At 61.3% G+C, this 25,409-nt stretch carries 22 protein-coding genes and 1 pseudogene; 15 read left to right on the top strand and 8 right to left on the bottom strand.

Going from position 1 to position 25,409, the window contains the following annotated elements; genetic code table 11:
* Positions 1-368: 368 nt before the first annotated feature.
* The 4 genes and pseudogenes from aceE to AC5P68_RS04285 form a co-directional block, all read left to right on the top strand.
* On the top strand, positions 369-3,056 hold the full coding sequence (aceE, locus tag AC5P68_RS04300) for a pyruvate dehydrogenase (acetyl-transferring), homodimeric type (RefSeq protein ID WP_288417063.1): 2,688 nt from the start codon (positions 369-371) through the stop codon (positions 3,054-3,056).
* Positions 3,057-3,172: 116 nt separating this feature from the next.
* Complete coding sequence (locus tag AC5P68_RS04295) at positions 3,173-4,441, top strand: ParA family protein (RefSeq protein ID WP_495216803.1); 1,269 nt, start codon at positions 3,173-3,175, stop codon at positions 4,439-4,441.
* An 8-nt stretch (positions 4,442-4,449) separates the two neighbouring features.
* The gene (locus AC5P68_RS04290; RefSeq protein ID WP_495216801.1) at positions 4,450-5,907 is read left to right on the top strand and encodes a hypothetical protein; all 1,458 of its coding nucleotides are present in this window, start codon (positions 4,450-4,452) and stop codon (positions 5,905-5,907) included.
* 334 nt (positions 5,908-6,241) lie between these two features.
* Positions 6,242-7,326 (top strand): annotated as a pseudogene (locus tag AC5P68_RS04285) (IS3 family transposase); the annotation flags it as partial.
* 133 nt (positions 7,327-7,459) lie between these two features.
* Here AC5P68_RS04285 and AC5P68_RS04280 read toward each other — a convergent pair.
* The 3 genes from AC5P68_RS04280 to AC5P68_RS04270 all read right to left on the bottom strand — a co-directional run bounded on the left by AC5P68_RS04280 (position 7,460) and on the right by AC5P68_RS04270 (position 10,060).
* Positions 7,460-8,365 carry an HNH endonuclease gene (locus AC5P68_RS04280; RefSeq protein ID WP_495216799.1) on the bottom strand — a complete coding sequence of 302 codons (906 nt, stop codon included), beginning with the start codon at positions 8,363-8,365 and terminating at the stop codon, positions 7,460-7,462.
* Between the two features lie 623 nt (positions 8,366-8,988).
* Positions 8,989-9,357, bottom strand: coding sequence for a hypothetical protein (locus AC5P68_RS04275; RefSeq protein WP_014645738.1), 369 nt, complete (start codon positions 9,355-9,357; stop codon positions 8,989-8,991).
* 487 nt (positions 9,358-9,844) lie between these two features.
* Positions 9,845-10,060: a hypothetical protein gene (locus AC5P68_RS04270; RefSeq protein ID WP_279938967.1), complete on the bottom strand. Its 216-nt coding sequence runs from the start codon at positions 10,058-10,060 to the stop codon at positions 9,845-9,847.
* 170 nt (positions 10,061-10,230) lie between these two features.
* Here AC5P68_RS04270 and AC5P68_RS04265 point away from each other — a divergent pair, with 170 nt between their 5' ends.
* The 6 genes from AC5P68_RS04265 (at position 10,231) to AC5P68_RS04240 (ending at position 17,414) form a co-directional block, all read left to right on the top strand.
* A complete protein-coding gene (locus tag AC5P68_RS04265; RefSeq protein ID WP_495216797.1) occupies positions 10,231-10,875 on the top strand; it encodes a DUF1629 domain-containing protein in 645 nt (214 codons plus the stop codon).
* 98 nt (positions 10,876-10,973) lie between these two features.
* A complete protein-coding gene (locus tag AC5P68_RS04260) occupies positions 10,974-11,615 on the top strand; it encodes a DUF1629 domain-containing protein (protein WP_495216796.1) in 642 nt (213 codons plus the stop codon).
* Between the two features lie 86 nt (positions 11,616-11,701).
* Positions 11,702-12,346: an imm11 family protein gene (locus AC5P68_RS04255; protein ID WP_495216794.1), complete on the top strand. Its 645-nt coding sequence runs from the start codon at positions 11,702-11,704 to the stop codon at positions 12,344-12,346.
* 374 nt (positions 12,347-12,720) lie between these two features.
* Positions 12,721-13,353 (top strand): DUF1629 domain-containing protein, encoded by a 633-nt coding sequence (locus AC5P68_RS04250; RefSeq protein ID WP_495216792.1) that lies wholly within the window; start codon positions 12,721-12,723, stop codon positions 13,351-13,353.
* Positions 13,354-13,384: 31 nt separating this feature from the next.
* Complete coding sequence (locus AC5P68_RS04245) at positions 13,385-16,732, top strand: XVIPCD domain-containing protein (RefSeq protein WP_495216791.1); 3,348 nt, start codon at positions 13,385-13,387, stop codon at positions 16,730-16,732.
* A gap of 43 nt (positions 16,733-16,775) precedes the next feature.
* Positions 16,776-17,414 (top strand): hypothetical protein, encoded by a 639-nt coding sequence (locus AC5P68_RS04240; protein WP_184013722.1) that lies wholly within the window; start codon positions 16,776-16,778, stop codon positions 17,412-17,414.
* Positions 17,415-17,493: 79 nt separating this feature from the next.
* Here the strand turns inward: AC5P68_RS04240 and AC5P68_RS04235 are convergent, their stop codons facing one another.
* A complete protein-coding gene (locus AC5P68_RS04235; RefSeq protein WP_184013723.1) occupies positions 17,494-18,315 on the bottom strand; it encodes a hypothetical protein in 822 nt (273 codons plus the stop codon).
* Positions 18,281-19,039 (bottom strand): hypothetical protein, encoded by a 759-nt coding sequence (locus AC5P68_RS04230; RefSeq protein WP_260290061.1) that lies wholly within the window; start codon positions 19,037-19,039, stop codon positions 18,281-18,283. Before AC5P68_RS04230 ends, AC5P68_RS04235 begins: the two co-directional genes overlap by 35 nt.
* A gap of 326 nt (positions 19,040-19,365) precedes the next feature.
* Here AC5P68_RS04230 and AC5P68_RS04225 point away from each other — a divergent pair, with 326 nt between their 5' ends.
* Both AC5P68_RS04225 and AC5P68_RS04220 read left to right on the top strand, forming a co-directional pair.
* Positions 19,366-20,292, top strand: coding sequence for an XVIPCD domain-containing protein (locus AC5P68_RS04225; protein WP_184013725.1), 927 nt, complete (start codon positions 19,366-19,368; stop codon positions 20,290-20,292).
* Positions 20,293-20,458: 166 nt separating this feature from the next.
* Positions 20,459-21,604, top strand: coding sequence for a YncE family protein (locus AC5P68_RS04220; RefSeq protein WP_184013726.1), 1,146 nt, complete (start codon positions 20,459-20,461; stop codon positions 21,602-21,604).
* A gap of 68 nt (positions 21,605-21,672) precedes the next feature.
* Here the strand turns inward: AC5P68_RS04220 and AC5P68_RS04215 are convergent, their stop codons facing one another.
* Both AC5P68_RS04215 and AC5P68_RS04210 read right to left on the bottom strand, forming a co-directional pair.
* Positions 21,673-22,065, bottom strand: coding sequence for an XVIPCD domain-containing protein (locus AC5P68_RS04215; RefSeq protein WP_184013727.1), 393 nt, complete (start codon positions 22,063-22,065; stop codon positions 21,673-21,675).
* 63 nt (positions 22,066-22,128) lie between these two features.
* Complete coding sequence (locus AC5P68_RS04210) at positions 22,129-22,608, bottom strand: YybH family protein (RefSeq protein WP_184013728.1); 480 nt, start codon at positions 22,606-22,608, stop codon at positions 22,129-22,131.
* 227 nt (positions 22,609-22,835) lie between these two features.
* On the opposite strand from AC5P68_RS04210, the gene AC5P68_RS04205 reads away from it, so the two are divergent.
* The gene (locus AC5P68_RS04205) at positions 22,836-23,648 is read left to right on the top strand and encodes an alpha/beta fold hydrolase (RefSeq protein ID WP_414498056.1); all 813 of its coding nucleotides are present in this window, start codon (positions 22,836-22,838) and stop codon (positions 23,646-23,648) included.
* 9 nt (positions 23,649-23,657) lie between these two features.
* The gene (locus AC5P68_RS04200) at positions 23,658-23,831 is read left to right on the top strand and encodes a hypothetical protein (RefSeq protein WP_005412082.1); all 174 of its coding nucleotides are present in this window, start codon (positions 23,658-23,660) and stop codon (positions 23,829-23,831) included.
* 91 nt (positions 23,832-23,922) lie between these two features.
* Here the strand turns inward: AC5P68_RS04200 and AC5P68_RS04195 are convergent, their stop codons facing one another.
* Positions 23,923-24,603: a hypothetical protein gene (locus AC5P68_RS04195; RefSeq protein ID WP_414498057.1), complete on the bottom strand. Its 681-nt coding sequence runs from the start codon at positions 24,601-24,603 to the stop codon at positions 23,923-23,925.
* A 133-nt stretch (positions 24,604-24,736) separates the two neighbouring features.
* On the opposite strand from AC5P68_RS04195, the gene AC5P68_RS04190 reads away from it, so the two are divergent.
* On the top strand, positions 24,737-25,396 hold the full coding sequence (locus AC5P68_RS04190) for a hypothetical protein (RefSeq protein WP_414498058.1): 660 nt from the start codon (positions 24,737-24,739) through the stop codon (positions 25,394-25,396).
* Positions 25,397-25,409 lie beyond the last annotated feature (13 nt).

Below are 25,409 nucleotides of genomic sequence, written 5' to 3'. Positions count from 1 at the left end.
CATCACTCACGGGCCACCTTGGGCCCACGGCCAGCGGCAATCCAGAGGCAGGTGCGACACGTTGTCGCCGGTTCAGTGCCGGAGTCCGGAACGCGCCCGCCGCGGCCCAGGAGTTGCCCCACAACCGTCATCGGCAGCAGTAACACTGCGTCCTGCACATGGGCGCAGCGGCCCGCAAGCGACAGCCCGCGCAGCCGCCAAGGCCCGCTGCAGGGCCGTCAAGGGCGCTTGCAAGCCCCTTGCGGACACTGGCCGGTTGCATCCATACGCCTGCGTAGCCAAGTGACGAAAGCCCTTGGTGCGCTACACTTTGCGGTCTAGAAATCTATACAACAGTCGCGCGCGTGCGTGCGGTTATGGGAGCGCTAATGAACTGGTTGAACGAGGTGCTGAACAACGACCCGAATCCTGTGGAAACCCAGGAGTGGATCGAGTCGTTGAAGGCCGTTATTGATGTCGAGGGCTCCGAGCGCGCGCATCAGCTGCTGGAAGGCATGGTGGAACTGACCCGTCGTTCGGGCGCCTACCTGCCGTTCTCTCCCACCACCGAGTACGTCAACACCATCGAGCCGCAGCTCGAGGCCAAGAGCCCGGGCAATGCCGAGCTGGAATGGCGCATCCGTTCGATCATCCGCTGGAACGCGATGGCCACCGTGGTCCGCGCCAACCGCAAGCCGGGTGACCTGGGCGGCCACATCGCCTCGTTCGCCTCCGGCGCCACCCTGTACGACGTGGGCTTTAACCACTTCTGGCGCGCCCCGAGCGAAAACCACCCGGGCGACCTGCTGTTCATCCAGGGCCACAGCGCCCCGGGCATCTACGCGCGTTCCTTCCTGGAAGGCCGCATCAGCGAAGAGCAGCTGGACAAGTTCCGCATGGAAGTGGACGGCGGTGGCCTGTCCTCGTACCCGCACCCGTGGCTGATGCCGGAATACTGGCAGACCCCGACCGTGTCGATGGGCCTGGGCCCGCTGGCCGCCATCTACCAGGCGCAGTTCATGCGCTACCTGGAAAACCGTGGCCTGATCGAGAAGTCCGACCGCAAGGTGTGGTGCTTCATCGGCGACGGCGAGAGCGACGAGCCGGAAACCCTGGGTGCCATCGCCCTGGCCGGCCGTGAAGGCCTGGACAACCTGATCTTCGTGGTGAACTGCAACTTGCAGCGCCTGGACGGCCCAGTGCGCGGCAACGGCAAGATCATCCAGGAACTGGAAGGCGTGTTCCGTGGCGGCGGCTGGAACGTGATCAAGCTGCTGTGGGGCGGTTACTGGGATGCCCTGCTGGCCAAGGACACCAATGGCGTCCTGAAGAAGCTGATGATGGAAACCGTCGACGGCGAATACCAGAACTGCAAGGCCTTCGGCGGCGCGTATACCCGCGAGCATTTCTTCGGCAAGTACCCGGAAACCGCTGCGATGGTCGCCGGCCTGAGCGACGACGACATCTGGCGCCTGAACCGTGGTGGCCACGACCCGCACAAGGTGTACGCCGCCTACCACCAGGCCGTGAACACCAAGGGCATGCCGACCGTCATCCTGGCCAAGACCGTGAAGGGTTACGGCATGGGCAGCGCGGGTGAAGCGCTGAACCCGACCCACCAGACCAAGAAGCTGGACGACGAAGCGGTGCGCCACTTCCGCGACCGTTTCAACATTCCGGTGACCGACGCGCAGCTGGCCGACGGCCAGGTGCCGTTCTACCACCCGGGCCCGGATTCGCCGGAAGTACAGTACCTGCAGGAACGCCGTGCCGCGCTGGGCGGCTACCTGCCGCAGCGCCGCCGCAAGGCCGACAAGACCTTCGTGGCGCCGAAGCTGGACGCCTACGAGCGCCTGCTGAAGAGCAGCGGCGAGCGCAGCTACTCCACCACCATGGCGTTCGTGCAGAGCCTGAACATCACCCTGCGTGACAAGGAACTGGGCCCGCACATCGTGCCGATCGTGGCTGACGAAGCCCGTACCTTCGGTATGGAAGGCCTGTTCCGCCAGATCGGCATCTACGCGCCGTTCGGCCAGAAGTACAAGCCGGTCGACGCCGACCAGCTGATGTTCTACCGCGAAGACCAGAGCGGCCAGGTGCTGCAGCAGGGTATCAGCGAGCCAGGTGCGATCAGCTCGTGGATGGCCGCCGGTACCAGCTACTCGGTCAGCAACGTGCCGATGCTGCCGTTCTACATCTACTACTCGATGTTCGGCTTCCAGCGCGTGGGCGACATCGCTTGGCAGGCCGCCGACATGCGTACCCGCGGCTTCCTGCTGGGTGGCACCGCCGGCCGCACCACGCTGAACGGTGAAGGCCTGCAGCACGAAGATGGCTTCAGCCATCTGGTGGCCGGTGGCATCCCGAACGTGCGCAGCTACGACCCGACCTTCGGCTTCGAAGTGACGGTGATCCTGCAGCACGGCACCAAGCGCATGATGGAAGACCAGGTGGACGAGTACTACTACGTCACCCTGATGAACGAGAACTACACCCACCCGGAAATGCCGGAAGGCGCGGCCGAAGGCATCGTCAAGGGCATGTACCTGCTGACCGACGCCGGCAAGCCGAAGAAGGGCGAGCTGCGCGTGCAGCTGCTGGGTTCGGGCACCATCCTGCGCGAAGCCATTGCCGCGGCCGAGCTGCTGGACAAGGACTTCGGCGTGACCGCCGATATCTGGAGCTGCCCGAGCTTCAACGAACTGCGTCGCGATGGTTTCGACGTGGAACGTGCCAACCGCCTGCATCCGGAAGGTGAGCAGCGCAAGGCCTACGTGACCGAGCTGCTGGAAGGCCGCCAGGGCCCGGCGATTGCCGCCACCGACTACGTGCGTGCGTATGCGGACCAGATCCGTGCGTTCGTGCCGATGAGCTACACGGTGCTGGGTACGGATGGGTTTGGCCGTTCGGATACGCGTGCAAACCTGCGCCGGTTCTTTGAGGTCGATCGCTACTACATCGCCCATGCCGCGATTGCGGCGCTGGCGAAGGAAGGGAAGATGACCGCGAAGGATGTGGCCCGGGCGATCAAGCAGTACAAGATTGATCCGGAGAAGGCTAATCCTGTTGGGGTTTGATGGGGTAGCGTGATGATGACCAGGGGCGGCTTTTGCCGCCCCTTTTTCATTCGATATACACTACGCCGTCAGCTGTTGCATGATGCAGCAGCCATCATTTTCTCAAAGGTACCTGTGTGGCCGCTACTTACGACACTGCCCTCACGATCTTCTGTGAAGTTCTTCGTCAGCACGATCAGCTGGCCCTAGCGGAGACTGGCTGCTTTGTCCGTGACGTTTTTGGGAAGATCCGTTTGCTGGTTCAAAGACCCGGTGCGGATCTTCAGGCAATAAGTAAGGCTGTACATGAGCAGCTTGGGCCCTATGCCGCCGACTTTTTGGAAAGTTTGGTTCTTCTGCACAATGATGCAGAGCAAGCCAATGTGGGAATCGCAATCCCAGAGAATGTTTCCCTGCAGGATGGCTCGCAGGTTGCGGTGAAGATTATTGATCGGCGAATCGGTGGTAAGGACTGGCTCAAGCGTCCAGAAGAAGCGGAGTTTCCGGTACCGGCGCTCGTCTTCTGGAGTCTCAAAGGAGGTGTTGGACGAACGACTGCGCTCAGTGTCTTAGCTGCAGATCTTGCGCGACGAAGTCACAATGTCCTTGTCCTAGATCTGGACCTTGAGGCTCCTGGGGTGGGAGAGCAGCTTCTAGTGGAGTCGGAACGTCCGAAGTTTGGTGTACTCGATTACCTTGTGGAAGGTGCCATCGGCGGCGACGTTGATGGCGTTGCCAACGACATTGTTGGTATCAGTACCCTTGTTGAAGGGGCGGGGCTTATTCATGTGTGCCCAGCAATCGGCAGAGTGTCCGTAGAGAATCCCGCAGGATATGTTGGGAAGTTGTTTAGATCATATTTCCCGTCTGGTGATCGCAGCCTTTCTGGCCGCGTTAAAGAGCTGGTGGCGAGCCTCTCTGGTAAATTCAGATATGACGCGATTTTGATTGATGCAAGGGCAGGTATCAACGAAGCAACTGCTGCCGCAATTATCGGTCTAGATGCTGATGTCCTTCTATTTGGTCATCAAACGCCGCAGACATTTGCTGGATATAGGCTTGCATTGGCCCACCTGTCAAGATTCGTCGAGAGGAATGACAGTGAGTGGCGATTGAGAATGAAGATGGTTCATGCTAAGGCTAATCCATTGCCTGCTCTGCAATCTGGGTTCAGAGATTCTTCCTATGAACTTTTTGCGGCTTGGATGTACGACGAAGCTGGTGATTTTAGTTTCGATGTCGAAGATGTGAACGCGCCTCATTATCCTTGGGTCATCCTTGATGATTCAAAGTTCCTTGATTTTGATCCAGTTAAAAATCCTGAATTGTTAACGACTGATCTTGCTCGAGCGACTTTTGGGCCATTTATAAATAATGCTATTGAGCGCCTGAGACTAACCCAATGAGCTCTGCGATGACCTCTATTATTATTGGATTGAGGGAGGGATTAAGGTCGCTTCCTTTGGATGTCTCGCATAATGCTTCAAGGCCCCCAGGTCCATCTGAGGTGTACACGCCGCGTGGACATGAGGGGGCGCTTGATCCTGATCGTGCGCTGGTCGTTGGAAATCGTGGCGTTGGCAAAAGCTTCTGGTCAGGCGCACTGATTGACCCTCAAACTAGGGCGATACTTGCTATTGCCTATCCTAAGCTTAAACTTTCAACGGTTGACGCCGTACTGGGATTTTCAGGGGACGACGCTAGTCATGGGGCGGCACCATCTGCGGCGGTGCTGAAGTCGCTCCTGGCGTCGAACATTTCTCCGGAGAATATTTGGCGTGTCGTTTTTATGAAGGCGCTATCGCCAGATTGGAGTAAATATAATTTTCGCGAGGCGGTAAAAATAATTGAGCTAGATCCAGAGCGGTATGAGTCTGACATGCTGCGTGCAGATGCTTTGCTAAAGCGGTCGAAGAAAAAGAAGGTTATTGTTTTCGATGCTCTGGATAGGCTTGGTGATAATTGGCAGGCGGTGCGAGATCTGACCCGCGGTCTTCTTAGGCTGGCGCTGTCCCTGCGTAGCTACAGCTCAATTCGTGCAAAAATATTCATTCGCCCTGATCAGGGTGACGATAAACAGATCTTCGACTTTCCGGACGCTTCCAAGCTTCGTGCCGAGAGAGTGGAGCTGAAATGGTCTACACAGGATCTTTACGGCTTGATGTATAGCCGCCTTGCCAATTCGGGAGTTTCTTCCAGGGCGTTTTCTGATCTTGTGAAAACATATAAGTTGGAGGTGGCAAAGTCATCTGGGGTAAGTGTTCTGCCTGAGCCTCTAAAGGTTGAGCCTGAATTGCAAGCTCGCGTTTTTTCGAAGATTGCTGGCGAGTTCATGGGCAGTAATCATCGCAGAGGAAGAACTTATTCCTGGTTGCCAAATCACCTCGGTGACGCTCACGGACAAACGGCGCCCCGAACTTTTCTGACAGCATTAAAAATCGCATCCGAAAAGGATGTCCATGACTCTCAGCTGGCAAGAAGGCAAGCGATTGATCATCATGGAATCAAGGAAGGAGTTCAGCAGGCATCTCAGGTTCGATTGGACCAGCTTGCCGAGGACCACATTTGGATAAAATCAGTACTTGACAGCCTCTCCGGAATGGAAGTTCCGTGCGCCGCGGAAGCGGTTATCGAAAGATGGGCGGCAAATTCCATTGTGAGGAAAATCAAGAAAGATGTTGACGCTGGGAAGATTCTCGGCCCTCTGGAGATGCAGCGAGTGGGTGGGCACACAGAGCATGCCCTGCTCGAGGCTCTCACGCGAATTGGTGTGATCGAGCAGCGCTCCAATGGAAAGGTCAACGTCCCAGATATCTTCCGCGTCGCTGCTAGCATGAAGCGACGTGGCGGTATCAAGCCTCCTGGGAAATAGTTTTCCTTGTTCGAGCAGGATGAGAGTCTTTGAATTATATAATCTATCTCCCTCTTTTGCTGTCAAAAGGGGGTAGATATTTTCCGACCCTGATGGAAGGCCCATCAATCAGTAGAGATTTCGCCCTCTCGGTGTCAAAGAGTTCGCTTGGAAGTCGTGTACTTGGGCGAATTCCATAGGAGTGTTCCATGCCAGTGGACTGTGGGGCGCTCCTCATTGTAGAGATTCCGCCACACCTCGATGGCATCGGAGAAATTGCTGGCGCGTCGACATCCCCCGGTGTTGAGTAGCATGGCGATTTGGCGTTCAATCCCTAACGAGATAGAGATTGGACATGAAGAAGCGCCTTTCCGAAGAACAGATTATCGGCTTCCTGCCTGAGGCCGAAGCCGGTGTGGTAGTGAAAGACCTCTGCCGCCGGCATGGATTCGGCTAGGCCTCCTGTTAACTGTGGCACAGCAAACTTGGCGGCATGAGCGTGCCAGAGGCCAAGTGGCGCAAGGAGTTGGAGGCGGGAAACACACGGCTGAAGAAGCTGCTATCCGAATAGTTGCTGGAGAGTGACGTCATCCAGGACGCCCTTCGAAAAGAGTGGTGAGTTCATTGGCGCGCAGGACGCTGGTGTGGCGTTTGATGGAGCACGGGCTTACCGAGCAGCGGGCGCTGACTGTGGTTCGGATGAATGCCAGCGTAATGCGTTGATTGCCGCATCCTGATCGCAATGTCGATTTGCGTGAGCGAATCCTCCCGCCGGTACGGCGACACAAGTGCTGTGGCGTCGGAGTAATCTACCTGAAGCAGGGCAGGAACAGTGGAGTGAACTACAAACGGGTAGAGCGCCGGTATCAGGACGCCAAGTTGAAAGTGCGCCGGGGCAAGCCTAAGAAGGCGCCGCCGTGCGAGCGCTAACCGTTGCTGCGGCTGGAAGCAGCTGACCAGGTTCGGTCGATGGACTTAGTGTTCGATCGCACCGCCGAGGGTCGTACGCTCAAGGCCTTGACCATCGGCGACGATGCTACGCACGAGCCGGTGGCGATCGAGGTGGAGCGGGTCATCTCTGGCCACGGCGTCGCAAAGATGCTGGATCGGCGGCCACTGACCCTAGGATTGCCGCAGGTGATCCGGACCGACAACGGCAAGGAATTCTGCGGCAAGACGATGGTGACGTGGGCCCACCAGCGAGGTGTGCTGCTGCATCTGATCCAGCCAGGCAAGCCTGATCAGAACGCCTACATCGAGAGCTTCAATGGGCGTCTTCGCGACGAATGCCTCAACGAGCACTGGTTCCTGACATTGATGTACGCCCGCACCGAGATCGAAACTTGGTGATGGGAATACAACGAGGAACGACCGAAAATGATCCTGGATGGCATGAGGCCGGCCGCCTATGCCCAAAAGCTCGCGGTAAAAGCCGCTACGATGAAACCTGGACTCCAAAGAGCCCGACTACTGAAAGCAGGGGCGGTCCAGCGCTTGATCTTATCTTTCATCACCTCGCTCATCGGTGTTTGTTTCGGGGAAAGTAACACCTGAGCAGTTGTTCAGTGGGTCTTTACGGTAGAGGAATGGGCGGGGCCCGCCATTTATCAAAAACAATGTCTCGGTGGAATTCCAAGAAGCTGAGTTGCTTCCGAGAGAAGACTCCATATCGCAGTGATGAATCCAAACTAAGGCCGAGCCGAACTTTCACGTCAGACGGTAGGCTACTCGAAACTAGCAGGCGACTGCTCGCCGAAAAGCTAATCCACCCCCGATCAAACAGCAGATCCGCGTGCGGAGCCAGCAGAAGCCCGTTCTCGCCATCGACGCGCTCGCTATGAGTGCTATCTGCCCATGGCTTGATGTGGCTCGCACGTAGAAATCTAAGGTCCTCAATGCCGGTGAGACGGCAACCCTTTTCAACGCCGATCAGGCGTTCGCGGAACAGGCGTTGCTTCGTCCGCACTTCGATTTCGCGCTTTGCGCTGGTCGCGCCAACGTCATCGATAGCGGCATCGATCTCAGCTTGGTCCGTCTCACTCGCCGCGAGGCCCAGTGAGGCTTCCAGTGATCTCAAGCGGAACACGATGGCAGACCTAGGCTGCCCCTCTCGATCTGGCGTACCAGGCCGAACGTAGGAGGACTGACAGATGAACCTACCAAGGTACCGGTAGGGCCGTCCCTTGCCCATCATCTGAAACACTACGAGCGTCTTGCCATCCTTGACGTGCTCACCAATTGCTCGGTTGCCCGCCACATACTTCATGTCTCCGACTTGACCCTCACCGAAGTAGTGAAAGACCTCGTCGTCGTCCCAGAAATCATGGTAGCCATGAGATACGCCGGCCTCACCAGTGAACGCGATGACCAGCGGATACTCCTTGGGTGTCGAAATGCCGCCTTGCTGTTGCCCGCCAAATACACCGTGGATCTGCTTTTGACGGTTGTAGAGCGCGCCCACCTCGAATGGGAGTTCCATCCTAGATCCCTGTCCCGAAAGCTAAGTGCCCAGGATTCTAGCCAGAACCACGTTGCTTGTGTCATTGGTTGACGCATTCGGCTGTCGGGGCAGGGTGCAGATGGGGGCTATTTGGACGAGAGTGGAGGGCAGCTGTTCTCAGGTTGGCTCAAGGTCCTCCTGCGTCTCTCTGGTGAGCCCCATCCATCTTTCCAGCGCTGTAGCTCCATTGCATCGCTTGCGACCGTGGACATGGTGACTATCAGAAGACTCGGCCCAGAGTTGTCCACAAACAGAATGGCATCGCCAAGTACGCTCATATCAAAGAAGCGTCTACTGGAATCATGTTTTCCGATGGTGACGCCTTGGCAAGCCAACGCTTCGGCAAAGTTCTCGGCGTCGGCCTGGAACAAGGCAAACTCCGAGTCGGTGAGTCTTGGGTAGTTCTCAAAACTCATTGCGGTGGCCGGCGCGTACGTCCCTCCAATGATCAATCCCAATAGCGCTGCCGTCGTCAGGGCAAGCAAAGTCCGGCTCGGCATAGTGAGGCTAGTGTTAGAGGCTAAAGGCTCAGACAGCGGTGAATACTTCGGACCGTGCATACGATCCGTGCATTGCATTCGATGTGCGCAGCGAGGTGCGCTCTACTCCCGAACCTGCAGCCGCTCAATAGCCTGCGCAGTCAACGCCACACAAGCCATCTTCAACCCTTCCATCACCCGGTCCCCCAAGTATTCCTCGGGCGCACCGTTCTGCCGAGTCCGCTCCGCAGCCAGCATCAGCTCCGCCACCACGCGCAGTCCGGCCAGCGCGCAATCCGCATCCGCCAACTGAAGGCACCGCCCAGGTAGTTGATGCCGCTCCGGCCAGGGTTGGCCATCCGCAGCCGCACCGGTTCCGATGCGGTGCAGCGTGGCGACGAAGGCGTTGGGATCGACGGACGGTTCGCGCTCGGGTTCGGCGTTGTCCGGATCGTACTGCGCGTGCAGGGAACGGAAGTCCGATGTGTTCATGGCAATGCTCCGTACAGGACAGATAGCAACGCCACCGATAAAGGCGGCGGACGGTGCGTGTCTCGAAAACCGGTGAATACCCAATCCGGCGGGTCCGAGGACCCCCACGCACCGCCCGCCATGGATCGCGAACGGATTGCCAGCCGGCGCCATCCGAGGATGACGCCGACTGGCAAGCGCAAAGCACTGGGTATTCAGACGGGTTTTCGAGTCCCGCGCCACCTAGTGCGAGGTGGCACGCCAAGGTGTACTCGCATGACTGCGAGATGCCAAGAAACCGTAGGCCGCAGAGGCCGCAAATGCTGACGCTTACAGCATTGTTGCATGGGGCGCGCGTGGCAGAACCCTTGCGGTGCAGTGGTTTCGGCCGGTGTTAAGTTACCGCCCGAATGCGCATTGAAAAGCACGGTTTGCAGCTGTTCGGGATCCCAAAAGCGACACGTAGCCCACAGGGCCCAGTCGCGCAGCGTGTCGATTGCGACACAACTTAACTTTGCAGCGCCACGCCCGGCCGAGGCCACAGCGCATCGTCGCGCTCCAAGTCGTAGTCGCTGCCGAACGCCAGTGCTGCTTCGCGAGGCGGAAGGTCTGCGTAGCAGCCCAGCAGGTACTCATCCATGCCAGCATCGCGGTGGTCGATGGCGAACAGGTGGAGGAGCTCCTTGTCGAAGGCTTCCAGCCATGCGGGGTCGATCTTGGTCATGTCATCCTCCATAGGGGAAAGGGAGGATGGCTGGAGCGCGTCTCAAGACACGGGACGCGAGCTTGACCAGGTTCCGAATCTCGCAGTGATCTGATTGCACGAGGTGGAAGGTCGGGGTAGAACGGGGCAGACTCGCTACGGTGCATCATAGCTAAAGAAGGCGAAAGAGCATGGAAGCATCGAAGTCGAACCAGCCTGTTCCTGGCAAGTACTTCCTCCTGATGCCTGACACCACGCGTGGGGGAAAGGGGCACGGCGTTGTGTTCGCGAACGCGAAGCGGCTGCGCATCCCGCCTCGCCTGATCCTGCGACCAGAAGAAGGGGGATTTCCCCCCATGGCGGAGAAGCCGCTGCTGGTCTACTCGGCAAAGAAGGGGAGCCTCCCAGAGGATCTGGAGGGGGGCATGAGCGGCTACTGGATGGTATCCGAACGATTACGCGGTGCTCTTGTGTCTGTAGATCCGGCTGGCTTCGAGTTTGTGGAGTGTGACTACCGCCTTGCCGATGGATCCAAGGGGCCGCGGTACTTCCTGTGTGATGTAACCCGTGAGCTCGATGCGGTGGACGAAGAAGCCTCGAAACTTCGGATCATCACTGACGCAGGCTATCGAGGTGGGAAGTTCTACGACCTAAGGGGCGGAGCCAGTCTGGCGTTCCGCAAGCAGGTCATCGGCCACGCCAGAATATTCCGGACGCCTTACTCGGGAAACCTCGTCTTCTGCGACAGAGAGCTCCGCGACGCTGTGTGGAACGCTGGAATCGGTGGGCCGCGCGTATCCCGGGGCCTCTGGTTCACCGACGCGGCCAGCATCTGAGTCAGAGCTCTGAGGATCGGACCCTTGGGCGCCTTCTGGATTCGCTTCAACTGCTTACGAGCGACTTCGATTCACATTCTCAGTGTGAGATGACAAGCATGGGATCAACCTGCACCCATCGGCCGCGCAAGGGCGAGTTCTTCAAGCTACGACCGGATGCTACCCGTAGAGGGAAGGGGCACGGGGTGGTCTTTGATAACGAGGGCGCGTTGCTTGCGACTCCCAGGCTACTCCTCTTACCCGAAGCCGGTGGCTTCCCACCACTGCGTGAAACCCCGCGCCTGGTCTATAGGGAGCGGCAGGGTGTCCCTCCACAGGACCTGGAAGGCGGGTTGAGCGGCTACTGGCTGGTCTCCGAGCGTTTGCGCCAGGTCATGGAAGAGATTGACCCTGACGCGTTCGTTTTCGCTGATACCGACTACCGCTTGGAAGACGGTTCAAAGGGGCCAACCTACTTCCTTTGCGACGTAGTCCGCACGCTGGATGCCTTGGATGAGGAAGCCTCCCAGCTCGACATCGTGATCAGCGATGAGTACACGGCAGGGAAATACTACCGCCTGACCGGTGATATCCGGCTGGCGTTCAAACGCGAAGTGCTGGGTCCGGCTCACGTGTTCAGATTGCCGTTCCATGGCGGGGTTCTCTGCGGCCGAACGTTCAAGGATTCGGTGGAAGCGGCCGGCATCGTCACAGCGAGGAGATCCAACGGGCTCTGGTTTGAAGATGTGGTGAACTGCTGAGTCGGCCCCACCGGCGCCAACCTCGCGACCTATGCTGCAAGTGTGCGGAGTACGGTACATGCCTAAATTTGGAGAGAAACAAGCATATGCCCACGTTAAAACGTAATCAGCCTGTGCCTGGTGAATTCTATCTGCTGATGCCCGACACGACCCGAAGGGGAAGAGGGCATGGCGTTGAGATCGAGAATGAAGGCGCACTGCTGACGCCACCCAGGCTGATCATCCGCCCTGAAGAAGGTGGTTTCCCTCCTCTGGCGCAGAGACCGCGCCTGGTTCTCGAACCAAAGCTGGGGGATCCACCGCAGGATCTCGAGGGAGGAATGAGTGGCTACTGGTTGGTATCAGAGCGCCTCAAGATGGACTTCACCGATATAGATCCCGTTGCCTTTGAGTTCGTGGAGTGTGATTACGTGCTTCCGAACGGCACAGAGGGCCCAACGTACTACCTGTGCGAGGTTGCTCGCGAGCTGGATGCCGTCGATGAGGAAGCATCGAAGTTCCGGGTCATCGTCGATGAGGGCTATCCGGGCGGAAAGTTCTACGACCTTCGTGGCGGAGCAAGCTTGGCATTCAAGAGGGACGTAATCGGGGACAGTCATGTCTTCAGGAGCCCGTACTCCGGCGATCTTGTCTACTGCGATCGCGTGTTCCGGGATGCCATACGCGCTGCGGGAATTGGAAGCGAGTGTGAAACGCGTGGCCTCAGGTTCAAGGACGCGGCCAATGTCTGACATGGCGCGCGTCAGTCTAAGCATAATCCGCATGTCAAAATTGAAGATGGCTGCGGCGCGTCTCATGGAACGGGATCGGTAGTCGAACTTAAGATCGATTTCATTTTTGTCCGATTGCTTGCCGGTGCAGAACGGGCTAAAAAACAGCCATGCCTATTCAGTACTTGAGTTGAAGGCAGGGCGGTAAGAGGCAGGCCGCATCGGGACTTCAGAGCGGCCAGAGGAATTGGAGAGCAGCAGTAGTGCGCTATGTCGGCGGAGAGGACTTCAGGCTGTGAGCGCTCGGGCATGACTCGAGGAGGGCATGGAAGGTTGGCACCCTCTGATAAGCTCTTGGCACGCTTATTTAGATTGATTCTGAGGTGAGGCAAACAATGACTTCGAATCTGCCAAAGAAGGGCGAGTTCTTCGAGTTGCGCCCAGATGCCCGACGGCGCGGCAAAGGGCATGGCGTCGTTTTTGAGAACGAGTCTACCCTGAAGACGCCTCCAAATTTCCTCTTGCGTCCCGATCAGGGGGGCTTCCCGCCTCTGCGCGAGACACCGCGTCTAGTGTATTACCCAAGTGAGGGGTGGCCACCGGAGGATCTTGAAGCTGGAATGAGCGGCTATTGGCTCGTTTCCGGGCGTCTCCGCGAGGTGATGGCGGCCGTGGACCCAGGAGCTTTTGCGTTCAGGGAGACTGACTATCGACTCGCTGATGGAGCAATGGGTGGCCCTTATTTCCTTTGCGATGTCATCAGAACCATTGATGCCTTGGATGAGGCAGCATCCCAGCTGAAGATCATCGTGAGTGACGACTATGAAGAGGGGAAATACTACGATCTGACTGGCGACGTCCGCTTGGCGTTCAAGCGGGAGGTCATCGGCGATGCTCACGTATTCCGGCTCCCTTACTACGAAGGTGTCTTCTGCGACCGCACTTTCAAGGAGGCGGTCGAAGCCGCGGGACTGATCGCCAGCGGTACGTCCAACGGTCTGTGGTTCTATGACGCGGTGAACTGCTGAGACCAGGCGATGCTTGAGTCTAGGAGGATTTGTGGCTGGACATTCCACTCATTTGCAGGACCATCACGCGATTGAGCAGCAGACGCTGAGGCACAGCCCGTTGCTCGCAAAGCTGCAGGAGGCCGGGCGATTCAATATTCACGCACAAGAGAACCGGCTGTTCCTCCCCGCAAACCCTGCCTATGCAGATGCGATGGCCATTACGCCGCACAGTGGCGGACCGTTGGGTGAATACCAGAACGGAATGATTCGGCGCTTGAACGAGATTCAGAGAACGCGGGACGGTAAGGCCGCGCTACTGAATGACTCTGACGCCCTCGATAGAGTGATGGCACGTGTAGAAGCATTGCGAGACACGGTCAAGGTCGGGTTGATCAACGGCGATCTCAACACGAATACTCCGCTGGGAAGCACGCCTGCGATCACGAACAAACGAATCCGGGATTTTTTTGACGGCGTTCCTGAGTACCACCAAACGCATATCGCTCAGATCCAAGCCTTGAGAGGTTTCACCGGGGTCGACCTTGGCTGGGTGGCTGTCACTCATTCCGAAAGTGGTATCGTGACTACGCTCAATAGAATCGAGTATGACGCCAAGCCACTGACTCGCGGTGGAAACATTGAGTTGCAGCGAAGCGGCCTGTCGCTTGCCATTTCCAATGCCCACCACGGTGGCCGAGTTGTTCTGACAGAGCCGGGTATCCAGACGGTCGAGCGCGTGCTCGGCGAGGAAGCCGGGCATCGCATTCGCAGCCCGCGCTCGCAGCAAGGCGGTGCAACATTGGACCACCTAATCGGCGAAGCCTCCACCAGCCAACTTATCCGCTCCGGCGGCCTGCTCGCCTCCGGCGCCGACGCTGTCATTACCGCCCGCCGTACTTCGCAGCTGCTGGAGGAAGGCAACGGCACCGCCGCTCAGTCCGAGCTCACCCACGCCCTGGCGCGCAACGGCGGTGGCTGGGTCGGTGGCATGGCCACGGCATCGGTGATCGGCACCTCCAGTTTCGTCCCAGCCGCCATCGTCGCAGGCGATGCGCTGCTGATGAGCAAGGCGTTCGACAAGGGCGCCGATCTGCTCGACAACCGCGCCATCTACCAGCAGACCGACAAGGCCGATGTCACATGGCAGTTCGATGGCCGCAACTGGCAGCGTCAGGCGGTCATGGACAGCGCGGGCGACGGCCTGGGCAATCCGGCTGAGCGTAGTGTGGGCGCCAGTTACGAGAAGGCCCGCGAGCTGGGCGCATATGCCCATGTAAAAGCGGTAGAGCTGGCGCTGGGCAAGGCGCCGCCGCCGCAGGATCCATTCAGCATCCCGGCGAAGGACGGCGAGGGCCGTCTGGACAATCCCAACTGGCACCGCAATGCGCAGACCGAACAGTGGACGCGGCAGGTCAAGATCGGCGTGTCCGGTGCCAACGACCGGGGTGTGTATGAGACGCAGACCGCCAGCCCCGAACGCGCCAACGAGTTGAATCGTGAGGCGGTGCAACGCATCGAGAACAACATCGCCAACGGCAAGGCCGCGATTGCCGCCAGTTACCTGGAGACCTACGCCGCTACCCGCGCCAGCGACTTCGTGCCGCTGGTGCCGGAAGCAGTGGAGCAGGCCCGTGCCAAGCCCGACGCCGTCCAGGGCTCGGACAACCAGCTCTACCAGCGCGATGAAGCAGGGCAATGGCATCATGCTGGCCAGATCGCGCAGGGGAACATGGCGCTGGAGCTGGAACTGACCCGCACCATCCAGCAGCCGTCGCTCGATCAGTTCAACCAGACCATTGCCGCATTGGACGCGCGGCCATTGCCGTCTGCGGCGGAAGTGAACCAGAACGAGCTGCGCCACAGCTACTACGCTGCGGGCGTTGCGCTGACCCCAGCGTGGGAGCAGGCCATTGCCCTGGCCACGGCGCGCACGCGCGAGCAGTACGGCATTACGGGTCCCACGCTGCAGGAACTGGGGCCTGTAGCCGAGGGCAACGCGGGCGCGTCCCGGCCCATCACCCATTACCAGGTGGGTCAGGATGGCGTGGCGCGCGCCGTCGCGACCACCAGCACGCCGGAGCTGCAGGCCGCATGGAATGAGGTGCGCGCGCGTGCCAATGAGCAGGCGCCGTTGCCCGACTCGCCCGAGCTACGCATTGCAGCGCTGTCGGCGGGTGAGCAGGAGGTGTACCGGCAGGCACTGCAGGAGGCAAATCGGCTCGGTGCTGCGCAGGTAGATGCAGGACAGGTTGCACGAGCAGCCGCGCAGCTGGCACATGGCGACAAGCCATCCGAGCAGGATGGGAACATGGAAGTGCGGCCTGAAGAGCCGGCGACTGCGCAACCCATCGCGCCTGCGACGGTTGCGGCAGCGCCGCCAGCGGTAGCGGTCACGTCACCGCCTACGCCCGCGCCGCAGGATAAGCCCGAGCCACAGCGGTACGCCGAGCAGCGCGATCCGCCGCGGCGTGAGGCGGAGCCCCAACCCCAGCCCCATCCAAACAGCGAGGCGCCCACCGAAAACCGTACCGCCTCACAGACGCCGGAGCCCGCTGGGCCGATGCAGGCGCACCCGGTCGAATCCGAGCGTGCGACGCCACACGCTGCCGCGCCTCTGGCAGCGGCAACGCAGACGGTGCCCACGCAGCGCACAGAGCAGGCAGCGGAACCGGAGAAGATGGCCCCGATGCCTGCGGTTGCGCCCACTCCAAAGCAGGACATGGCAGGGCAGGAGGTCGAGCCGGTGCCGTTCAAGGAGCCGCTGCCTGCTGAGCCTGCGCGCGATCCATGGCCTTTGGAGCAGGAAGCGGCACAACACGTGCCAGAGCCCGAACCGGCTCCATCGGATGACTTCCGGCCCGTCACTGCGGCTGTCACGGTTCCTGCCGCGCCCACGATAGTGCCAAGCCCCGAGCCAGCCGCGCCCGCACCGGATGAGGCATCGGGCTCGAACCGGGCGCTCCAGGACCCCACGCAGCCCGGCCACCCCGATCACGCGCTGTATCAGCAGATCCGCGAGGGCGTGGAAGCGCTGGACGCCAAGCACGGCCGCAGCTTCGACGAAGTCAGCGAACGCATGACGGCCAGCCTTCTGGTACTGGCCAAGGACAACGACCTGGAACGGGTGGACCATGTGCTGGTGAGCAACGCTACGAGTGAACATCCGGCCGGGCACACGCTGTTCGTGGTGCAGGGCGAACCGAGCAATCCGGCGCATCAGCGCGCTGCGATGCCGACCGAGCTGGCGGCGCAGACATCGGTGGAGGAATCACTGCAGCAGTTCGATGCGGTCAGCCGCGAGGCAAACCAACGTGCCATTGCCAACCAGATGGAGCAGCAGCTGGAGGACCAGCGCGTACAACATGAGATCCAGATTCGTGCGGCCAGCGGAGGATGATCAACGTGTGAGCCGCACTGGGCGACCTGCGAAAGGACCGAAGATGAAGCCACAAGGAAAGCGCCGGATCTGCATGCTGGCTGGACTGCTCGTTCTTCTGGCTACGGGGTGCCGACCCGAGGCGGCTCGCGACGCAGGCTCGATAGCAGAGGCCCATCGTCCGGATCTGGTGCCGCTTGTGCGAGCCATGCCGACTACCTCAATGGATGCACCATTGACGGTCGAGTTCGATGTGGCCGCTCCCAGCAAAAATTCCTCTCCAACGCTCATGATCGGCATTCGCGTTGACCGCACGGATAACACCGCGGCGTTTGGGGCACTGGCCGATGTTCGGGCATCCGGGTTCCAGGCGAAGGTTTCCATGCAGCGCCTGGAATCGAGCGGATGGAAGGACGTGCCCTTGCACCGGCTGGAATGGGTCATTGGGGAACCTGCCAGAACAATTCCCATCCCCGCCGATGGTCGAGTGACAAATGCGTGGCTGGACGATGTTGACGTGCTGGCGCTGCAGAATGCTGGGCTGGAACGACCCGATGATAACTATGCACAGCTGGCCTTCGCATGGGCAAGCAATCCGTCGCCGGGCCGATACCGGGTTGAAGTGCAACTGCACTCCCCTCTGCCACAGCTTGAGCCGTACCAGCCGGAACTCCTGGTTGCTTACTTGCGCAGGCCCAAGTAAGGCAGCCTCGCCACCGCCGGTACGCTGAGTGTCACGGGTAAGTCAGCTCGGCATTCTGCCAATAGAGGGGGGATCGTATTCATCTGTCTCCCCATCCGAACTGGACCGCGTAGACGCAGGTTCTCGCTGTATCACCTTTATCGGAACGATAGGTCAACAGGCTGGTATCCATACCCTGGTTACCACCGGTGATGGGGCGCCGGTACTGCCTGATGCCCCCTCTCTGAAATGGCACTTCTGCTCCGGTTCTGTATCCGAGGGCTTCGAGCGCTCGTCCGGCACTTTCGGCTTCCCAGTAGCACACGCCATTCGGAGCATCTGTCACTGGCTGCTTGCCCAGCTGATAGAAGATCACCTCTTGGTTGGGGAACTCACGTGCCGACTCAACCGATAGAGAAGTAACCCCATAGTTATAGCCGTCCGTTGTTGTCAGGTCCTTCGCGATGTGCCTGATGCTGACCTTTTCGTCTGGCACGAGTGACACACCGATCGCCGTGCCAAACTTGTCCGGACTGATGTCCGCTCTTGACCTGAGCGAATCCGCGTAGGCGAGAATGCGTTTTTGCAGCTCGGCCATGGAGATGCGGGCAGGCTGCGTATCTGCGGCAGCGGCACGTTCATTGACGGCAGACGTATCCGTCGATCGGGCACATGCAGATGTTAGCGTGAGCAAGGCCGACAGTCCGGAAATTGCCCCAATGTGAGCTGCGCGCGGCATAGCTCGACGTAGCTGCGGCCGAAGCAATCTGGTCATGATGGCGGAGAGCAAAGCCGAAGCCTCTTTCGTTGTGATGCCCATCGGTGAGTCCCTGACGGTGTTGAAGGTACTGTGCGACCCGAATGAAGAGCGCCCGGACCTCCATCGTTCACGGCTGAACGCGATATCGTTCCAGAAGATCATGAACGCTGGTTTCCAGGCGCTGCCAGTCGCTCAGCATGACGCGTGCATAGTTCATCTCGATGGCGATGCTGTCGCCCACGTCCACGATGGAATGGCGGCACATTGCGATCTGGCCTTCGCCAGCGCGTTCAAGTGTCTTTCCCTGAACTACAAGTCCGTCAGGAATGCGGTCTGCCGGGTCGCAGCTGATGAACGTTGTCAGTTGGCCCTCCGCCGAGCGGGCCACATACCAGTCTGGTTCCATTCCTGGGTTGTGCACGTAAGGCCTGCCCAGAGCAGCCTCCGAGTCCTTTGCATAGGCTGCCATCAACGATGGGTCGATCGCATACGGCGTCAGACCCCAGCGTTCGGGTTGTGCAACGCGCAGCGCGAGGTTCTCTACCGGGTCCCTTCGCTCCAGTGATCCCGGCGCGCTGCTGGCTTCACTGCTGGACCGACGTGCCAGATAGTTCTGGATGGGAACGCGATCGATGTACCTAAGCTCGACCAGCACCTGCCGCCGGCTGTCCTGCGAGCTGCGAACCGGGCGATCACCGGGAGGCGCTGCATCGAAATCCGGCCAGAACACCGTGAGCATGACGCCCCCATCGGCCAGGGGGCCCGTCTGGTTGTAGTAGAGGTTGGCCGGGAACATGAAGCGGCGCGGGCCCACTCGTGCCTCTACGGGCTCCGTTGTATAGGTATGTCCACCCACCGTACGGGGGCTGGTTGCGGCTTCGGACATGGGGGGGTCGTTCGGGCCCGTTTCCGTAGATGGGGCTTTCGCGCAGGCGGTGGTGCTCAGCACCGCCACCAGGGCGAAGGAGGCAAGCCGGCAAGCCGGCGCTCTGCTCATGGGCGATTCCCTTGCATGACCGGAACGACTATAGAACGGTGGAATGGCAAGCTCCAGTCGTTGCCGGGACCTTGCTCACGCCCGGGTCCAGTACTGCACGCTGGCTCACATATTCAGCAAGTCGCGATCGGCGTCCTCTCTTCTTGCACCTGCCCCCCATCCCACCTATGCCATCATCCGCCCAGGACCGCAGTACCCATCAAGGCTGAACAGGCATGGAGCAGGCAACACGCTACACCGCAACCCTTTATCTGGCCGCGCCCGGCACCCCGCTGAAAAGTGGGGGCATCTCGCCGCGCGGCCACATGTACCTGCAGGTCGCTGCGGGCGACGAGGCCCACAGCTACGGCTTCGCGCCACCGCGCCACGCGCCGGGTGAAACCCGCACCGGCGTGCAGTACGCACAGGTGCGCCACGACGATGCTGACGAGCATCTGGACCCTTACTACAGCCGCACCCTGGAAATCACCGAGGAGCACTACGGCTGCCTGCGTGATTTCGCCGAGGAACCGGCCGAGTTCGAATTCGATGTGGACCGCCCGGCCACCATCAACCGCTGCAGCGATTTCGTCTGGGCGGCGCTGCACTACGCTGGCCTGCATCCACTGCCGGCGACGCTGGATGGCGGCAGCAACCTGGGCGAGTTCGCGGTGCTGTTCAACCTGCCGGAGATCCAGTGCATTGCCGCGCCGTTCCCGGGCAGCGATCTGAATGCCGAGACCCATCATGCGATGCCCGAGCGCGAGGCCGAGCATCATCGCCAGGGCGACCGCGCCAGCGATGAGCCGCCACCGACGCCGATTGAAGTGGCCGGCACGCTGCTGGACCCTTCGCATCCCGACCATCGCCTGTTCTCGCAGCTGATCCAGAAAGTGGCCGAACTGGATGCCGCGCATGGCCGCCCGTTCGATGCGGCCAGCCAGCGCATCAGCGCCAGCCTGCTGGTGCTGGCCAAGCAGAACAATCTCTCGCGGGTGGACCACGTGCTGCTCAGCCAGCCGACCAAGAGCAGCCATGCGGCGGAGAGCATCTTCATCGTGCAGGGCGACCGCAATGACCCGGGGCACCGCCGCGCCAGCATTGCCACCGAGGTGGCGGCCAAGACCGACGTGGCCGATTCGCTGCGCTTGAAGGAGCAGTAATCCGCGCGCCTGCCATACGCGCGCCGGCGCACGCCACGCCCCCCACCTGCTACCATTCCCCCGCAACCCCAGCCAGCCCACCCCGCGCAGACAGATGCAGGTCGGGCCGTCGTAGAACGGCCCAGCGAGCCAGGACACCCTCCCGTGCCCATTCAAGGACGCTCGCATGTTCCGTAATCCTCTCTTCCGCTCGGCCGCCCTGGCCGTGGCCGTTTCGCTCAGCCTCGGCGCGCCCTCCGCATTCGCCGACAACGCACCCGCCGCCAGCGCCACCACTGCCGTGCAGCGCCAGGCCGTGGCCAAGGGCCTGTACGAGCTGGCCTACAGCCCGAAGCAGAACGCCGTGTTCGTAGCCTCGTCCGGTGGCTTCGGCGATGACGCCGGCCCGGCCCAGGTGCTGCGCCTGAACCCGGCCACGCTGGCCGTGGAAACCCGCATTCCGCTGGAGCGCAAAGCCTTCGGCGTGGTGCTGGATGACGCCCACAACCGCCTGTACGTGGGCAACACCGTCGACCTGTCGGTGACCGTGGTCGACACCGCGCAGAACAAGGCCGTCGGCACCATCCAGCTGATGGAGAAGAAGACCGGCAAGGACGGCAAGGCCGTCTACACCCACGACCTGCGCGAACTGGTGGTCGACAGCGCGGCCAACCGCCTGTACGTGACCGGCCACAGCAGCCAGCCGGACGTGAGCAGCGTGCTGTTCGTGATCGATACCACCACGCTGAAGGTGATCAACACCATCGATGGCCTGGGCAATGCCAAGGCACCGGGCCTGGCGCTGGATGCGGCCAACAAGCGCGTCTACACCAGCAACCTGCTGGCCGACCTGGTGGTGGTGGGCACCGATTCGAACAAGGTGGTGGCGCAGCACAGGATCGCCGCCGAGCAGCCGATGAATATCGCGCTGGACCCGGCCGGCAAGCGCCTGTTCGTGACCGACCAGGGCTCGGAATTCCTGCGTGGCTACCAGGCCAAGAGCAGCGGCCTGGTCAGCAAGCATCCGGGCCAGCGCGTGCTGGTGCTGGACCGCAGCACCGGCAAGGAACTGGCCAGCATCCCGACCGATGCCGGCCCGCTGGGCATCCTGCTGGATGCACCGCGCAAGCGCCTGTACGTGACCAACCGCGAAGCCGGTACGGTGACGGCGTACAACAGTGACAGCTACCAGAAGGTGGCCACCTACACCGTGCCGACCCACCCGAACAGCCTGGCGCTGGATGCGAAGAACAACGTGTTGTTCGTGAGCATCAAGAACGGTGAGAAGGATGACAAGGGCGCTGACGAGAGCGTGGCGCGGATTCAGCTGTAACTGCGGTGCCCAGGCTGTAAACGCGGGGGCAGGGCGCAATGCGCTGCCCCCTTTTCAAGCTGCAGCGTTTACCCCAGCCGCGGCGCGGGATTCTGCATTTCCTGCGCTTGGGTTTCGACCTGCTGCTGCACACCCAGCCCCAGCTTCTGCATCGACTGCTCCACCGGCGTCTGCGCAGCCACTGCGGTCGGCATCATCGCCCGCAGGTGCGCCGGATTGGCCGGGTCGCCCTGTACCACGAAGATGTTGTGTCCCGCCGGCTGGTTGGCCGTGGCGTTGCTGACCAGCACGTGGTCGACCTGTTGCAGGCCCTGCTCGCGGGCCAGCACGGTCAGGCTGGCGGTCAGGCGTTCGCTGGTCTGGTCGAACGCGCGGCCGTGCTGGGCATCCAGTGCGGCCACGCCCTGGCGGATCTGCTGGTTGAGGCCATAGTCGGGGTGGTTGGGGGTGATCTCTGCCATGGCGATCGAACGGTGGCGGTGGGTCGTGGATGAACCCCCCAAGTATAGATCCGGCTCGTGAAGTCAGTCTGCCGGCCGATGGTCATAGCTGATCACCCGCTCGGCCAACCAGCGCCCGTCCACGCGACGCCAGACCTGGATGAAGCGGGCCTGGCCCACCCAGCGCTCCACGCCGTCCTTGCCGCGTTCGTGGAAGCGGTGGTCGCCGATCTCCAGTGCGCGCTCGTCATGCAGCGGGAACACCTGCAGCGAAGACTCAACCCGCTCGCGGCGCAGGCTCCAGCCGCCCTTGCGCCCATTGCTGCACATGTTGGCCACGCTGCGACGGAAGTCCTCGCGATTGCTGGCCGACTTGCCATCCTTGTCATGGAAGAACTCCATGTCCTGGGTGGTCATCGCGGCGGCCTTGTCAGCATCGCAGGCCTCGAAGGCGGCGGCGAACAGCTGGGTGTCGGCCTGGCGGATCTGCTCGCGCAGGTCATCGGAGGGCGCGGGTGCGGCGGCGAGGCCGGCGGCCAGCAGGGGCAGGGTGAGCAGCAGCATGGCGAAGCTCCAAGGAGGGTTCACGCAGGCTCGCATGGCGTTCGGGGCGCTGCAGCCGGCGTCCGACGAAACGGCCGTTCCATGGAGTGAATGCCCGCATTGGCGGCTCGGCTCCAGCGTCGGGGCCGTGGTCTGTGCAGGGGATGTCATGGCGACCGGCGATTCCATCACGGCCGCGATAGGGGCCGGCCCATAGGCTGAAATCCTCCCCTTCCACAGGAGGTTCCATGCCTGCTTCCCGCGTCCGCCTGCACGTTGAAGACACCGGTGGCGACGGCCGCCCGGTCATTCTGATTCACGGTTGGCCGCTGTCCGCCGACGCATGGAAGACGCAGGTGTCGATCCTCCGCGACGCCCAACACCGGGTGATCAGCTACGACCGGCGCGGCTTCGGCAGTTCCGACAAGCCCGCCGAGGGCTACGACTACGACACGCTGGCGGCGGATCTGGCCGGGGTGATCGAGGAACGTGACCTGCGCGACGTCACCTTGGTCGGCTTCTCGATGGGCGGCGGTGAGGTGGCGCGGTATGTGGTCAATCACGGGCAGGAGCGCCTGCACAGCGTGGTGTTTGCAGCAGCCGTGCCGCCGTATCTGCTGCGCGGCGAGGACAACCCGGAAGGTCCGCTCACACAGGACAAGGCCGACGAAATGCGTAGCGGTCTGGAGAAGGATCGCGAGGCGTTCTTCGATGGCTTCACCCGCGATTTCTTCAGTGCCAATGGCAAGCTGATGGTGACCGAGGATGAGCGCCAGGCCGCAATCGCGCTTTGCCATCAATCCGACCAGACGGCGGCGCTGGGTTGCATGCAGGCGTTTGCCACTACCGACTTCCGCGACGATCTGAAGAAGATCACGGTGCCAACCCTGATCCTGCACGGTGACAGCGATGCCATCGTGCCGTTTGAAGGCTCGGGTCAGCGCACGCACCGGGCCATTCCGGGCAGCGAAGTGGTGATCCTGGAAGGCGCACCACATGGGTGCAATACCAGCCATGCGGACCGCTTCAATCTGGCGCTGCTGAACTTCCTGAAGCGGTAAGCTGCGGCCATGCGCCAGACCAAGACACCCCCGTGGAAGAAGCCCAATCCCAAGGGCCAGACCTCGCAGCCGCTGTCGCCTGCACAGAAAGAGGCGGCGCGGCAGCGGGCGGAAGAGAATGGCCGGCGTTATCCGAATCTGGTGGACAACATGTGGGCCGCGAAGCTGCCGCGCGGGTCCTGATCTGTAGAGTCGAGCCGTGCTCGACCCCGCACGGTGCCCATCCACGCATGGCGTGGATCTACTGCAACAGCGGCCTGGCCTGGCCCGGCATCTACATGCCGTCCAGCGGCGTCCAGCCGGGTTCCAGCCATGGTGAGATCTCGCTCTGGCGGACGGTGATTGCCTCCGTCGGCAGCCCCGCCAAGCGCGCAAGCTCTGCACGCAGCAGCTCGGAATCCACCGGCGCGGCCGTAGCCACCTGCAGCCGATCACTCTGATGCCTCACCTGTACCGGTAGCGTGGCGTGCGCGTCATGCTGGCCGCCGGTGCGCCCGATCGGGTAGCGCATTGTTACCGGCCGTGACAGCTGCGCCAGTGCGGGCTGCCACGCCTGCAGCACGAGGGGCTGCCCGGCAGCGGGAACATGTACTTCAGCAATCGTGGCCGGGTAGCCCGTAAGGCTCTCGACCAGCACCTGGAAGCGCGCGCCATCCGGCATGACCAGCACGGCGGCAATCAACGCAGAGAACGAAACGAACACCGCCGCGAGGTTCCAGCTGCGCGGCGCGGTGGCCGGGCGCGTTGCGGTGCGCAGGCCCGGTCTGCGCCGCAGCTTGCGCGCGTAGATGCGCCGGTCCTTCCTGCGCGGGCTGCTGCTGTGCTCGGGCAGATGCAGGGGCACCCGTGGAAGGCGCGCCACACGGGCCTTGATCAGGCGCGACAGCAGCATCCACGCGATCACGAACGCCAGCAGCGGAAGCAGCGTTCGCACCCACAGATACAGCGTGACCATCCACAACACCTCTACATGCGACCATCCATGCTCATCCACATCCTACCGGGGCCACGCGGCGGTTGTCGTATCCGCCAGCCGACAAGCACAGGGCGCTTGGTTAGGATGGTCCTTTGTTGTCACGGATGAACCGATGGTCTCTGCTGCTGCCCGCTTCTGTCGTATCTGTGGTCCTGGCCCGATTCTGCTGGCACTGCAGGTGGTGGCGCTGCTGGCGGTAGCCCTTGCAGCCGGCTTCTTCCACTACCGCGTGGGATTGCTGCTGGAGCCGGTGGATGACGCATGCGGTGGGCCTGATCCTGTCGCGCGCATGCAGGTTGCAGAACAGCTGCTGGCGCGGTCCGCTGCGCTTGCACCATGGCAACCGTTGCAGTGGATTCCGATGGCGGGGGTGGTACTGGCGTTGCTGGGCGCGATGTCGATCAGCGTCTACCGCCTGGGTCGCCTGTCCGAACGCCTGCGACGCGCCAACTGGGGGGTGATGGCCCTGCACGCCGCGATCCTGGGGCTGGCGCTCAGGGCATTGCATCTGTACGACATGGCATGGACCAGCGTGGCCAAGCTGTCTCCGGCCGCATGCTTGGTTGAACTGGGCGAGCAGGGCCGGCTGCCGCTGGCACAGGCGCAGCAGGTGGTGTTCGAGATCCTCACCCATGAGCATGCGCCGCTGTTGCGCAATCCCGATGACCTTGCCCTGGTGCTGGTCGCGTTGATGCTGGTGGCAATGGCTGCAGGATTCATGCTGTGGCGGGCGATCGTGCGCGAACGTCAGGTGCAGTCGCCCAGCCCCTGAGGGGTGTGTGACC

It is taken from the genome of Stenotrophomonas sp. YJH_SMC_58, assembly GCF_059369635.1.
The sequence above is the reverse complement of the archived record's forward strand: the minus strand, read 5'-3'. Positions and strand labels throughout refer to the sequence as shown.